Origin of the sequence: Enterococcus sp. C63 (assembly GCF_040887215.1) — a bacterium.
Classification (GTDB): Bacteria; Bacillota; Bacilli; order Lactobacillales; family Enterococcaceae; genus Enterococcus_B; species Enterococcus_B hirae.
Genome location: NZ_JBFOFI010000003.1, coordinates 130,442 through 145,193, shown reverse-complemented (window position 1 = coordinate 145,193; position 14,752 = coordinate 130,442). Strand labels below are relative to the sequence as shown.

General features: G+C 36.7%; 11 protein-coding genes. 10 read left to right on the top strand and 1 reads right to left on the bottom strand.

Annotated elements, in window-relative coordinates:
* Position 1 precedes the first annotated feature (1 nt).
* Complete coding sequence (asnS, locus tag AB3H90_RS06035) at positions 2 to 1,300, top strand: asparagine--tRNA ligase (protein WP_010718497.1); 1,299 nt, start codon at positions 2 to 4, stop codon at positions 1,298 to 1,300.
* A gap of 81 nt (positions 1,301 to 1,381) precedes the next feature.
* Here asnS and AB3H90_RS06030 read toward each other — a convergent pair whose 3' ends face one another.
* On the bottom strand, positions 1,382 to 2,851 hold the full coding sequence (locus AB3H90_RS06030) for a helix-turn-helix domain-containing protein (RefSeq protein WP_368016383.1): 1,470 nt from the start codon (positions 2,849 to 2,851) through the stop codon (positions 1,382 to 1,384).
* 315 nt (positions 2,852 to 3,166) lie between these two features.
* On the opposite strand from AB3H90_RS06030, the gene AB3H90_RS06025 reads away from it, so the two are divergent.
* From AB3H90_RS06025 to copB, 9 genes are all read left to right on the top strand, one after another.
* Complete coding sequence (locus AB3H90_RS06025) at positions 3,167 to 3,457, top strand: hypothetical protein (RefSeq protein WP_368016382.1); 291 nt, start codon at positions 3,167 to 3,169, stop codon at positions 3,455 to 3,457.
* Positions 3,458 to 3,532: 75 nt separating this feature from the next.
* Entirely contained in the window at positions 3,533 to 4,345 is an 813-nt protein-coding gene (locus AB3H90_RS06020) for a hypothetical protein (RefSeq protein ID WP_368016381.1), read from the top strand.
* Between the two features lie 385 nt (positions 4,346 to 4,730).
* Complete coding sequence (locus tag AB3H90_RS06015; RefSeq protein WP_368016379.1) at positions 4,731 to 6,791, top strand: heavy metal translocating P-type ATPase; 2,061 nt, start codon at positions 4,731 to 4,733, stop codon at positions 6,789 to 6,791.
* Between the two features lie 530 nt (positions 6,792 to 7,321).
* A complete protein-coding gene (locus tag AB3H90_RS06010) occupies positions 7,322 to 8,782 on the top strand; it encodes an APC family permease (RefSeq protein WP_010718493.1) in 1,461 nt (486 codons plus the stop codon).
* Between the two features lie 94 nt (positions 8,783 to 8,876).
* On the top strand, positions 8,877 to 9,416 hold the full coding sequence (locus AB3H90_RS06005) for a topology modulation protein (RefSeq protein ID WP_368016377.1): 540 nt from the start codon (positions 8,877 to 8,879) through the stop codon (positions 9,414 to 9,416).
* Between the two features lie 73 nt (positions 9,417 to 9,489).
* Complete coding sequence (locus AB3H90_RS06000; RefSeq protein WP_053766604.1) at positions 9,490 to 9,927, top strand: CopY/TcrY family copper transport repressor; 438 nt, start codon at positions 9,490 to 9,492, stop codon at positions 9,925 to 9,927.
* 16 nt (positions 9,928 to 9,943) lie between these two features.
* Positions 9,944 to 10,153, top strand: a complete 210-nt coding sequence (copZ, locus tag AB3H90_RS05995) for a copper chaperone CopZ (RefSeq protein ID WP_010718490.1) — start codon at positions 9,944 to 9,946, stop codon at positions 10,151 to 10,153.
* Entirely contained in the window at positions 10,153 to 12,336 is a 2,184-nt protein-coding gene (copA, locus tag AB3H90_RS05990; protein ID WP_368016375.1) for a copper-translocating P-type ATPase CopA, read from the top strand. Before copZ ends, copA begins: the two co-directional genes overlap by 1 nt.
* 160 nt (positions 12,337 to 12,496) lie before the next feature.
* Positions 12,497 to 14,602: a copper/silver-translocating P-type ATPase CopB gene (gene copB, locus AB3H90_RS05985; protein ID WP_368016467.1), complete on the top strand. Its 2,106-nt coding sequence runs from the start codon at positions 12,497 to 12,499 to the stop codon at positions 14,600 to 14,602.
* The last annotated feature ends 150 nt before the right edge of the window (positions 14,603 to 14,752 follow it).

The window sequence follows — 14,752 nt, the reverse complement described above, 5'->3', positions numbered from 1 at the left end:
AGTGGAAACAATTCAAATCATTGATTCGAAAAATCATGTAGGAGAAACAGTAAAGATTGGCGCTTGGGTAGCAAATAAACGTTCAAGCGGAAAAATTGCTTTTCTACAACTAAGAGATGGAACGGCTTATTTTCAAGGAGTAGTTGTGAAAAGTGAAGTTCCAGAAGAAGTATTTCAATTAGCGAAAAATCTTCACCAAGAAACATCAATCATCTTGACCGGAGAAATCCGTGAAGATAGCCGTTCAAAATTTGGCTACGAAATCGGGATTAAGACAATCGAAGTTGTCAGTGAAAGTCATGATTATCCCATCACACCTAAAGAACATGGAACTGATTTTTTGATGGATCACCGTCATTTATGGTTACGTTCTTCCAGACAACATGCAATCATGCAAATCAGAAATGAAATTATTCGTGCAACATATGAGTTCTTTAATAACCATAACTTTGTCAAAATCGATCCTCCAATTTTAACTGGTTCTGCACCAGAAGGAACGACTGACTTATTTGAAACGAACTATTTTGACCAAAAAGCGTACTTGTCACAAAGTGGTCAATTATATATGGAAGCTGCAGCGATGGCTTTTGGTAAAGTATTCTCCTTTGGTCCAACATTCCGTGCAGAAAAATCAAAAACACGTCGTCATTTGATCGAATTTTGGATGATTGAACCTGAGATGGCATTTACACATCAAGAAGAAAGTCTAGAGGTCCAAGAACAATATGTTGCTTTCTTAGTACAAAATGTATTGGATCACTGTGATTACGCATTAGATGTCTTGGAACGAGACAAAGAAGTATTGAAAACTTATACGAAGTTACCATTCCCACGTATCTCTTATGATGATGCGATTGAATTATTGAAGAAAAATGGGTTTGATGATATTGAGTGGGGCGATGATTTTGGTTCTCCGCATGAGACATTCATTGCCAATTCATTTGAACAACCCGTATTTATCTTGAATTATCCAAAAGCAATCAAACCTTTCTATATGAAACCACATCCAACTCGTGAAGATGTAGTGATCTGTGCCGATATGATCGCACCAGAAGGATACGGTGAGATCATTGGTGGTAGTGAACGGGCAACGGATTATGAATTCTTATTAGAACAGATCAAAAATCATGGTTTAGACGAAAATGAATATTCTTGGTATCTTGATTTGCGTAAATATGGTTCAGTGCCACATTCTGGATTTGGATTGGGCTTAGAGCGAACAGTTACTTGGATCGCAGGTATCGACCATGTGCGTGAAGCAATTCCATTCCCACGTTTGTTAAACCGTATCTATCCATAAAAATGAAATAGCTGGTTCAACCACAAAAAACTGCAGAAAGTGGCCTCTTAGGAGGTTAACTTTCTGCAGTTTTTTTATAACTTAGTCAGTTTGTAATGGCTCTTTTAAAGCTTCAATTAATGGTTGGATCGTTGATTGCTGAAGAAGCAATTCTAAGGTACGAATCTCTTTTAGCGAAGGATAATTGTCTAAAAGTAGCCAGTTTTTCTGAGGAGCTATTGGAAGATTAGAAATCCAGTAATCGATGGAATCTGCATTTTGATCGTTCATTACAGAATCTTGGACATCAATGATTTCAAAAACTGCGTACTCATTCAATTTCGTTTTAAGAAGCGTAATCAGTAATTCACTATGTACTTGGTCGTAGGTAAAAGCAAGACCAATTTTTTTCTTCTGTTGATTTTTTCTAATAAGTTCCTTTAAGTGTTTATCATAGATAATCGTAAGATAGAGCCATTCATAAAATAAAGGATCATCATTTATTTCATTTCTGAAAGTGATCAATTTTTGTAACAGTCGGTTAGCAGTATGGGCAGAAAAGCGCCCATTTTGCTTAAAAAATTCAATCACAAATCGTTTTTTTTGATCATTTAACAAATATTTGATTTTTCCAGACAAAGTTAGTGATTGATCGATCGAATAATGGAGCTCGATTTCTTTATTTTCTCCAAATAGCTGGTAGAGTTCAGTTGTCAACTGAATCAAGGATTGCTTTTTCCCTTGCATTTCTAGTGAAAGCTTTGGTTCTTTCATCATTGACTGAAATGTTAAGAGATTTGATTGGACGACACCCGTATATGAAAGCTTGAATACTTCTTTGAAGTGTGCATAATCAATGACGATTCGTGAATCATCAAATGGTAAAGTTGCTGAGGATATTGCATTTTTATCCGCTGATTTATAATAAGTCGTTGATTTTTGGATATGGACACTAAGCTTAATAGTCACCCAGATCCAGCTACTTAATCGTTGTTGCTCTTGAGAAGTAGAGAAGTTGGGCAATTCGGTAAATGCTTGCAACAGTTGATCAAGAATTAATTGTTCTTTCGGAAGAATATATTGAGTATTAGCGTGATATTTTTCTGAAAAAAAGACATAAAAAAACTGATATAGTTTAGATGAATCTCCTGTAAAATAGAAAGGAGAGTCAGTCAGACAAATATCATGGCAGTTCAAAAAATCAGCTACTTGTTTTTTGATACGGCGAAATTGAGATTTACTGATTTTTAGTTTTTTTAAAATTTCCGAAGTTGTTATAAACGGACGAGAAAAAACCAGAGAAATAAATTGAAGCTGTACAGAATCTTGATAAATATAACTGTATACTTCACTATAGCTGATTGGTTTATTTTTTCTCAGCAATAAATGATCTTTTTTCTTTTCCACTTGAAAAAAGCCACGATTTTCCAGCTCATTCAATTGTTTAAGAATCGTTTGCTTGGTTGCTTGGGTTGTTTCTTCTAGTTGTTGAACGGTCACTTGTCCATTTGCTAAATATGTTTCTAAAATAATTAATTGGATATAATGTTTTTTGGATAATATCGCTTTCATCTTGGTTGGAACCTCCTTACTCGTTATAAGGATTGTACTAATGAAATAGCTGCTATCGGCAATGATAATTTCTTTTTTTGGAAAAAAAAATTATGGACAATTCCAAAAAATTAGTAAACATTAGCAGGATTGCTAAATAGAGAGATGAAAAATGGGAATTTGGCGATTTATTTCTTTTTTTGTGTAAAAAAGGATCTTTAAAATAAAATGTTCATGAAAATTCAAGGCAAATAAAAGAGTATCTCCAGAGATAATATAGAATGAGTCTCGTTACCTAATCGTAACAGCAGAAATCAATTAGTGGGGGAAAATAGAATGAAAAATAACATGAAGAAGGTATTTGTCGCAAGTATTGCCTGTCTGTCTTTAGGAACTTCTATAGGCGTACATGCAACAACCATAGGCAAGGAAGCTATTACTATCAGTGATAACTTGAAAGAAGTGGTTGAGGACTCGATTATCAGTAACGGGGATTTTAGCGCTGGTTTAGATCATTGGATCGTGTCAAACCCAGAATCGAACAATCCAACACTGGTAACTGAAAATGGGGTTTCTTATGTGAAAGCAATGTTGGGCGAAAATATCCATCAATATGTGAAATTATAACCCAACACGACCTACACATTTTCTTATGACGCTGCGGGAAGTAAAAATTTTCCGGGTAAAGTCGAGTTTGGTACATTGAATCACGGAGAAGAATTTGTTTCTTTACAAGAATCGGCACATAATAATGAACAATGGGAAAGACATTCGTTTACTTTTACGACACCAGAAAAAGACAATACATATATTATCCGTTTTTCTTCTACGGGAAATGGTTGGGCAACTTTTAAAAATATCGATATCCAATCAGAAGATGACACATCCCAAAATACTTTGTTATCTGTTGGAGTAGAAAGTCACCAACCATATATCTACTTAAACTTAACGCCAGAACAATTTAATAGCAAACAACGCCTGATGGTTTATTTGGATGGTAACTATTATTTTGAAACGTATAATGGTAAAGCTTACTACTCTTACAAAGATATAACAGACGAACTAGTAAAGATACGTCGTGGGTTTGAAGGCAACAAAGGTGAAAAAATTGAAGTTTATTTAGCGCCTGGATCACCTGGTCAAAGCTCTGCAGGTAAAGTATTGTTAGAAACCTATGTAGTAGAGAAAAAATTGGAATCAGCAGCGACTGAATATGATCAGATCGTGAAAGATATTCAAGTAGTTGGAAATAAAGTAGTGATGGATATTGATCGAGAAATATTTGAGCAAGACAATCGAATCGTACTTTATAAAAATGATGCATATATCGCGGAAACTTATAAAGGAAAAGCTTACTATTCATCAGTCAAAAAAATGAATGAGACTGTTCGGGTGACTTACAGTAAAGGCGTGGTTGCTGGCGATATCATTTCAGTTAAATTAGTAGGTAATCGACCAGGAACAAGTACTACGAATAGTTTCCAACAACTACTAGCGACTATAGAAGTGGAATAATCCCAGTAAAATAGATATCGCTTAGGATGAAGAGATACGACAACAATAAAAAAACTCCCTCACTCGTTTGGCTAGTGGGGGAGTTTTAATCAAATAGGAGAAATGCTTATTTTTTTTATTGCTGATAAGATAGCTATTAGGTATGGATTAGTTCGGGTAAGGACAAGTGTAGATTCCGTTGTTCAGTTCTTTTTTATTTGTGACACTCCTGTACTCTTACAATGGATGATATGGTTTTCACTTTATGAGTCGCTTTTTTTATTGTAAAGGTAATGCTTTTTTGATTGATAAAAAATAGAAGAAGTATTAGTTTGACAAATGAGTGACCACTCATATATAATTATACATGAATAAACGTTCATGTTTAAAGTGAGGAGGTCAGAGCATGAAAAGCTATCGATTAGAAGGATTGGATTGCGCAAACTGTGCAATGAAAATCGAAAAAAGAATCAACGAAATCAATGGGGTAAAGCAAGCAAATGTTAACTTTGCTGTAGGTAAATTAACGATTGACGCAGATCAGGATAAGATAGGTGAAATCGAAACTGAAACTAGAAAAGTGATCAAGGAATTAGAACCAGAAGTTGAGGTAAAAGAGATGGAAGAAGTGACTTCGACATTAAATGAAGAAAAAAAGGATCTGATTCGTATTGTCCTATCAGCTATTGGCTTATTAGGCTTGTTTATTTGGGCTCCAGCTGAACCGATTCGTTTTATTGGATTTTTACTTGTCTATTTATTTATTGGTTTTGATGTTATTAAACAAGCTGCATTAAACATTACGAGAGGTAAATTGTTTGATGAAAATTTTTTGATGGCAATCGCAACGATCGGTGCGATGTTGATTGGTGAATATCTAGAGGCAGTAGCGGTCATGTTGTTTTATCAAGTAGGTGAATATTTCCAAGGCTTTGCAGTCAACCAATCAAGAAAATCGATACGTGCATTGATGGAGATTCGACCAGAAGTGGCTCATGTTGAAACAGAAGCTGGATTGGTGACAACCCAGCCAGAAAAAGTAATGATTGGGGAGCATGTTTTTGTTAAACCAGGAGAACGAGTACCATTAGATGGGAAAGTCATCAGTGGGCAGTCATTAGTTGACACTTCTGCATTGACGGGAGAATCGGTTCCAAAAGAAGTTTTTGAAGGAGAGTCAGTATTAAGTGGTTTTATCAATATCAATCAACCATTAGTTGTTGAAGTAGAAAAAAATTATCAAAACTCAACCATTAGTAAATTGCTCGAATTAGTAGAAAATACAAGTAGTAAAAAGGCACCAGCAGAAAATTTCATCACTAAATTTGCTCGTTACTACACGCCAGTGGTAGTAGTATTAGCTGTTTTATTAGCCATTTTACCACCACTTGTGTTACCAAATACAGGATTTGATGAATGGATTTACCGAGCTTTGACGTTCTTAGTGATTTCGTGTCCTTGTGCTTTAGTAATTTCGGTACCTTTAAGCTTTTTTGGAGGGATTGGTGGAGCTAGTAAAATGGGTGTATTAGTGAAGGGTAGTAATTACCTTGAATTATTAGCTCATACAGACACCATGGTTTTTGACAAAACAGGAACTCTGACAAAAGGTGATTTTTCTGTTCAATCAATTGAAACTACTATGGTTGAACCTTTATTCATGCAATATGTTGCAAGTGTAGAACAATATTCGACACATCCGATTGCACAAGCGATTTTAGCTGATTATGAAGGAGCATTATTACCCACGGATCAAATGGAAGAAGTTTTAGGCGAAGGAATCAAGGCAGTTGTGGATGGGAAAGTAGTCTTAGTAGGAAATCATAAACTTTTCACTCGATACAATATAGCCTTTCCAGTCAATCAAGCAGTTGGTACCTTAGTATATGTGGCAATTGATCAACAGTATGTTGGAAGCATAGTGATTGCAGATTCCATCAAAGAAGATGCAAAAGCAGCTTTACAAAAACTAAAAAAACTTGGAGTTAAACAAACTGTGATGCTTACCGGGGACGCACAAGCAATTGCGACACATATTGGAAATGAATTAGGAATCGACACGGTCTATAGCGAGCTCTTACCGCAAGACAAAGTGGTTAAATTAGAGCAAATCCTCACGAACGCATCGCAAAAGACTGCGTTTGTTGGTGACGGAATCAATGATGCACCTGTGCTAGCTAGAGCTGATGTCGGAATAGCGATGGGAGGTCTTGGAAGTGATGCAGCAATCGAAGCGGCTGATGTAGTGATCATGAATGATGAACCTGGAAAAATCGCAGATGCTATTCGCTTATCAAGAAAAACGTTGAAAATCGTTAAACAAAATATTATCTTTGCGATCGGGATCAAAAGTGTTGTCTTAATTTTAGGCGCATTCGGGATTGCCACAATGGGAGATGCCGTATTTGCTGATGTAGGTGTCACTGTACTAGCAGTCTTAAACGCTATGAGATGTTTAAAACTCTAAAGATCGACTGTTGATCTAAACACAAGCATCGTTAAAGTGAACTTTTCTTGCCTACGGAGTAGGATTATCAGAAAATAAGTGAAAATCTTTAACCAAACTATTTATATGCGTGTTTAAAATGAAGTTCTATAGGTGTATTTTGTTTGTTATTGATCAATAGAAAAGAAATTTTCCTTTATTCGTCAGCTTGATGACTGTTCGGATGAAAGGGGAATTTCTTTTTTTATGTAAAAGCGACGATTTTTGAATTGTACTACCTATTGTTGTTTTTTGATTAGAAAGTAAGCATATTAAAATAACTATTTGATCTAATTTTTTGAAAATTCTTTTACATCGTTCAGTTTGAAAGGGATTAACTAATTTATACAAGGTGTTATCTTGTGTTAAATGATAAAAAGATGGAAAAACAGTGTGGGAAAATTAAAAATATACACACATAAAATAACGAACTATTATAAATAGATAAGAATTTGTTTATGATTGTGAATAGATAAATATTTTATTTAAAAAAATTTAAAAGGAGAAAACAGATGAACGATAAACAACTACGTTGGTTTACCGTAGCACTCATTGCTTTCAACATGGTTTGGGGCATGGGGAATGTAGTAAACAACTATGCGCAACAAGGAATCTCAGTTGTTACTTCTTGGCTATTGATTCTTGCTATTTATTTTATCCCTTATGCCTTGATCGTAGGGCAACTTGGTTCCGCATTTAAAGACAGTAAAGGTGGCGTCAGCTCTTGGGTCGAAAATACGACATCAAATAAACGGTTGGCATACTATGCTGCATGGACTTATTGGGTCGTCCACATTCCTTATCTTGCACAAAAACCTCAGGCAATTTTGATTGCTGCTGGATGGGCAGTTCAAGGAAATGGAAATATTGTTAACACAATGACTGTTCAAATGGTAGCAGTGATTTCCTTAGTAATTTTCTTAGCCTTCTTGTATCTTTCTACAAAAGGATTATCCACATTGAAGGTCATTGGTGGATTAGCAGGAACTGCGATGTTTGTCATGTCACTTTTATTTATTTTGATGGCAGTAACAGCTCCATTTATTACTACTGATATGGAATTTGCTACTACAGGAATGAATCAGGTCAAAACATACATCCCGACATTTGACTTTAGCTATTTTACGACCGTTTCGATGCTTGTATTTGCAGTAGGTGGGGCAGAAAAAATCTCTCCTTATGTCAATTCCACAAGAAATCCAGCCAAAGAATTTCCAAAAGGAATGATTTTCTTGGCTGCAATGGTTGGTGTTTGTGCGGTTTTAGGTTCTGTAGCGATGGGAATGTTATTTGCGAGTGACAATATTCCGAAAGACTTAATGGCAAATGGTGCTTACAGTGCTTTCCAAATCCTAGGCAACTATTATGGCATTGGTAATTCGTTGATGATCATCTATGCTTTGACAAATATGGTTGGTCAAATTTCCGCATTAGCCTTCTCAATCGATGCACCACTGAAAATTTTATTAGCAGATGCAGATCCAGAATTTGTTCCTTCATGGTTACGTAAACGAAGCAATAAAGGAACACTCGTCAATGGCTATTTATTGACTGGGATTTTAGTTAGCATCATCATTTTACTACCCATTTTTGGAATCAAAGACATGAACGAATTAGTGAAATGGTTGACTAATCTAAATTCAGTAGTAATGCCTATGCGTTATTTATGGGTATTCTTAGCGTATATGATGTTGAATAAAGCTTACAAGAAATTTACTTCTGAGTATAAATTCGTGAAGAATCCAAAGGTTGGTTTTATTTTCGGTGCTTGGTGTTTTGCCTTTACCGCTTTTGCTTGTATTCTGGGAATGGTTCCCAAAGTCGAGTATGCGGCTGATCCTAAAGCTTGGTGGTTCCAGTTGATCTCAAATGTCGTTACACCAATTATTTTGATCATGTTGGGAATGATCTTACCAGCGATTGCCCGTCGTGATAAAAATAAAAATGTAAAAGAAACATTGATTGAAACATAATGAGTTGAGAGAGAAACTATCGTTTCTCTCTTTTTTTGTGCCTCATGTTATCATAAATAAAAAAAGAAAAAGTTTTGAGTGGAGGAGGAATAAGATGAAGATAGTAATTTTAGGACAAAGTGGCTCTGGAAAATCGACACTGGCAAGAACTATTCAAGAAACGGCAAAGATTCCTCTTTTACCCTTAGATTTTTTATGGCATGGTACAGATTATAGTGAAAAGGCACAAGTTTGGTTTCAACTAGAGCAAGAAAACTTTATGGCTAAACATGAGAACTGGATCATCGAAGGAAACTATCTTGCTACTGCTAGGAAGAGACTGCAAGAAGCAGATCAAATCATCTTATTACGAGTGCCAACGTATCTTGCAATGGCTCGTGTCATCAAACGAACTTTAAAAAGAAAGCGAGATCGTGCGACCAGACTTGACATGCCTAATGACTTTACTGAAAAGTTGGATAAAGAATACTTGGATTTTTTGTGTTTTGTTTGGCGTTTTAAGCGAAAGAATGAACCTCGAATCTTCCAACTGATTGATACATTGCAAGTAAAAAATAAGTTACTCATTTTAGATAATAAACGTGATCGACAAAAGTATATTAACCAGTTGAAAAAAAATAAGCCCATTGGTTGACAATTTACGATTACAGTTGTAATCTATTATCGAAGTTAAGTTTACAAATGTAATCGATGGAGGTGGAAAACTAATGGAAGAAAAGAGAGTATTAATTAAAATCAGTGATTCTGAATGGGAAGTCATGCGAGTTATCTGGACTTTAGGTCAAGCAAATGCCCAACAAATCACTCAGATATTAGCTGATTCGATGGATTGGAAAGTAGCAACTGTTAAAACCCTTCTAGGGCGTTTGGTGAAAAAAGAAGCGCTTTGGACTGAACAAGAGGGAAAGAAATTTATTTATCATCCAGCTGTTTCCGAGATGGAAACCGTTCGAAGTGCTACTGAAAATCTCTTTTCACATATTTGTGCAAAAAGAGTCGGTGCGACGATTGCTGATTTGGTTGAAGAAGCGACATTGACCCAAGCAGATATTCAGCAGATCATGAAACAACTCAATAAAAAAGAGCCAGTCGAAACGATTGAATGTAATTGTATACCTGGCCAATGTGAATGTAAGAAACAGTAATAAGGAGGAAACAAGAATGAAACAAGAATTTTCAGTTAAAGGGATGAGTTGCAACCATTGTGTGGCTCGGATTGAAGAAGCGGTCGGAAGAATCAGTGGTGTCAAAAAAGTAAAAGTTCAGCTGAAAAAAGAAAAAGCCGTTGTGAAATTTGATGAAGCAAATGTTCAAGCGACAGAGATTTGTCAAGCAATCAATGAATTAGGCTATCAAGCAGAGGTGATTTGATGGCAACGAATACTAAAATGGAAACATTTGTCATTACTGGAATGACATGTGCGAATTGTTCTGCTCGAATCGAAAAAGAACTAAATGAACAACCTGGTGTCATGTCCGCTACTGTCAATTTAGCCACTGAAAAGGCAAGTGTGAAATATACCGACACTACTACAGAAAGATTGATTAAAAGTGTCGAAAATATCGGCTATGGGGCAATTTTATATGACGAAGCGCATAAACAAAAAATTGCTGAGGAGAAACAAACCTATTTAAGAAAAATGAAGTTTGATCTTATCTTTAGTGCGATCTTGACTTTACCCTTGATGTTAGCAATGATTGCCATGATGCTTGGAAGTCATGGACCAATTGTGTCGTTCTTCCATCTGCCTCTTGTGCAGTTGCTCTTTGCTTTGCCTGTGCAATTTTATGTAGGTTGGCGCTTTTATAAAGGAGCCTATCATGCATTAAAAACTAAAGCGCCGAATATGGATGTCTTAGTTGCGATTGGAACATCTGCAGCCTTCGCATTAAGCATTTATAATGGTTTTTTCCCTAGCCATTCCCATGATCTTTATTTTGAAAGTAGCAGTATGATCATTACCTTGATTTTACTTGGAAAGTATTTAGAACATACAGCAAAAAGTAAAACAGGCGATGCCATCAAACAGTTGATGTCCCTTCAGACAAAAACAGCACAAGTTTTAAGAGATGGCAAAGAAGAGACGATTGCAATTGATGAGGTCATGATCGATGACATCTTAGTGATTCGTCCTGGTGAACAAGTACCTACAGATGGACGGATCATTGCTGGCACTAGTGCATTGGATGAAAGCATGTTGACAGGAGAAAGTGTACCTGTTGAGAAAAAAGAAAAAAATATGGTTTTTGGTGGAACGATCAATACCAATGGATTGATCCAAATACAAGTTTCTCAGATAGGAAAAGATACGGTGTTGGCACAAATCATCCAAATGGTGGAAGATGCTCAAGGAAGTAAAGCACCGATCCAACAAATTGCTGACAAGATTTCAGGGATTTTCGTACCGATCGTTTTGTTTTTAGCATTGGTGACACTATTAGTTACAGGATGGCTCACGAAGGATTGGCAGTTAGCATTGCTTCATAGTGTGTCCGTTTTAGTCATTGCTTGCCCATGTGCGCTTGGTTTAGCAACACCAACCGCCATCATGGTAGGAACAGGAGTCGGTGCTCATAATGGGATATTGATCCAAGGTGGCGAAGCGTTAGAAGGAGCTGCTCATCTAAATAGTATTATTTTGGATAAAACTGGAACGATTACACAAGGCCGACCAGAAGTAACAGATGTCATCGGTCCCAAAGAGATCATTTCCCTTTTCTATTCCCTTGAATATGCTTCTGAACATCCTTTAGGAAAAGCTATTGTTGCTTATGGTGCAAAAGTCGGTGCAAAAATTCAGCCAATCACTGATTTTGTTGCTCATCCTGGTGCAGGAATCAGTGGAACGATCAACGGTGTTCATTATTTTGCTGGGACTAGAAAGAGACTAGCTGAAATGAACCTTTCATTTGATGAATTTCAAGAACAGGCGTTAGAATTAGAACAGGCAGGGAAAACAGTGATGTTTTTAGCCAACGAAGAACAGGTTCTTGGAATGATCGCTGTTGCTGATCAAATCAAAGAAGATGCAAAACAAGCAATCGAGCAACTACAACAAAAAGGTGTCGATGTATTTATGGTTACGGGAGATAATCAACGAGCCGCTCAAGCAATCGGCAAACAAGTAGGAATCGATTCTGACCATATCTTTGCAGAAGTTTTACCTGAAGAAAAAGCCAACTATGTAGAAAAACTACAGAAAGCTGGAAAGAAAGTTGGCATGGTCGGTGATGGAATCAATGATGCCCCAGCGCTAGCTTTAGCAGATGTTGGAATTGCAATGGGAAGTGGAACCGATATTGCGATGGAAACAGCCGATGTGACATTAATGAATAGTCATTTAACTTCTATCAATCAAATGATTTCTTTATCAGCTGCCACATTAAAAAAAATCAAACAAAATTTGTTTTGGGCATTCATTTATAATACGATCGGGATTCCTTTTGCTGCCTTTGGTTTTTTAAACCCAATCATTGCTGGTGGCGCAATGGCCTTTAGTTCAATCAGTGTATTATTGAATTCTTTAAGCTTAAATCGAAAAACGATTAAATAAATCGTTTCAGAGGAAAGGAAGGAAAAAGATGAATAATGGAATAGATCCTGAGAATGAAACAAATAAAAAGGGCGCTATTGGAAAGAATCCTGAGGAAAAAATAACTGTAGAACAAACGAATACCAAGAATAATTTACAGGAACATGGAAAAATGGAAAATATGGATCAACACCATACGCATGGACACATGGAACGGCACCAACAGATGGACCGTGGACACATGAGCGGAATGAATCATAGCCATATGGATCATGAAGATATGAGTGGAATGAATCATAGCCACATGGGTCATGAAAATATGGGTGGAATGGATCATTCTATGCACATGGGGAACTTTAAGCAAAAATTTTGGCTTTCTCTGATTTTAGCGATTCCGATTATTCTTTTTTCACCGATGATGGGGATGTCCTTTCCTTTTCAAGTGACGTTTCCTGGCTCTAATTGGGTGGTGTTGGTTCTGGCAACGATTTTATTTATTTATGGCGGACAACCATTCTTAAGCGGAGCCAAAATGGAATTGAAACAAAAAAGTCCAGCAATGATGACACTGATTGCTATGGGGATTACCGTCGCATATGTTTATAGTGTGTATTCTTTTATAGCCAACCTCATCAACCCCCATACACATGTCATGGATTTTTTCTGGGAATTAGCAACGTTAATCGTAATCATGTTATTGGGACATTGGATCGAAATGAATGCAGTCTCTAATGCCAGCGATGCTTTACAAAAATTAGCAGAATTATTACCTGAATCGGTAAAACGATTGAAAAAAGACGGGACTGAAGAAACCGTCTCTTTAAAAGAAGTCCATGAAGGTGATCGTCTAATTGTTCGTGCTGGAGACAAGATGCCAACGGATGGGACGATCGACAAAGGACATACCATTGTTGATGAATCTGCTGTTACGGGTGAATTCAAAGGGGTTAAAAAGCAAGTGGGCGATTCGGTCATTGGTGGATCAATTAATGGCGACGGAACAATTGAAATTACTGTAACTGGTACTGGCGAAAATGGTTACCTTGCAAAAGTAATGGAGATGGTACGAAAAGCCCAAGGAGAAAAATCTAAATTAGAGTTTCTATCAGATAAAGTAGCAAAATGGTTATTTTATGTGGCTTTAGTAGTTGGGATCATCGCCTTTATTGCTTGGCTCTTCCTAGCAAATCTACCAGATGCACTAGAACGAATGGTCACCGTGTTCATCATTGCTTGTCCGCATGCACTGGGACTTGCGATTCCATTAGTCGTTGCTCGTTCGACTTCGATCGCAGCTAAAAATGGGTTGCTTTTGAAAAATCGGAATGCGATGGAACAAGCCAATGATCTAGATGTGATCATGTTAGATAAAACAGGCACGTTGACCCAAGGAAAATTTACTGTAACTGGTATTGAGATTTTAGATGAAGCTTATCAAGAAGAAGAAATCTTGAAATATATCGGTGCTTTAGAAGCACATGCAAATCATCCTTTAGCGATTGGGATAATGAATTATTTAAAAGAAAAAAAGATTACTCCTTATCAAGCACAGGAACAAAAAAATTTAGCAGGTGTTGGTTTAGAAGCAACTGTGGAAGACAAAGATGTTAAAATTATTAATGAAAAAGAAGCAAAACGTTTAGGACTAAAAATCGACCCTGAACGATTAAAAAACTATGAAGCTCAAGGAAACACTGTCAGCTTTTTAGTAGTTTCAGATAAATTAGTGGCTGTGATTGCTCTAGGAGATGTCATTAAACCAGAAGCAAAAGAGTTTATCCAAGCGATCAAAGAAAAAAATATTATCCCAGTCATGTTGACTGGGGATAACCCCAAAGCAGCCCAAGCAGTAGCGGAATATCTTGGAATCAATGAATATTACGGTGGTCTACTGCCAGATGACAAAGAGGCGATCGTTCAAAGATATCTTGATCAAAGAAAAAAAGTGATCATGGTTGGTGACGGCATCAATGATGCGCCAAGCTTAGCACGGGCAACGATAGGTATGGCAATCGGAGCAGGAACTGATATTGCGATTGATTCTGCAGATGTTGTCTTAACGAACAGTGACCCCAAAGATATCTTGCATTTCTTAGAATTAGCAAAAGAAACAAGAAGAAAAATGATCCAAAATCTTTGGTGGGGTGCTGGTTATAATATTATTGCTATTCCTTTAGCAGCAGGAATCTTAGCACCGATCGGACTTATTTTAAGCCCAGCAGTGGGAGCAGTCTTGATGTCACTAAGTACAGTGGTCGTTGCACTCAACGCCCTAACTTTAAAATAAGTTGTTAACGTTACTTGATTAACGAGTGAGTGTAAAAATAGAAAAAAGACAATCTTTAAGGACAAACACAAGCAAATTTATTCAAATGAAAACTGGCAAGCAGCTATTTTTCAGCGAATCAAATTTAGCAAAGGTCGTTAAAGATTGTCT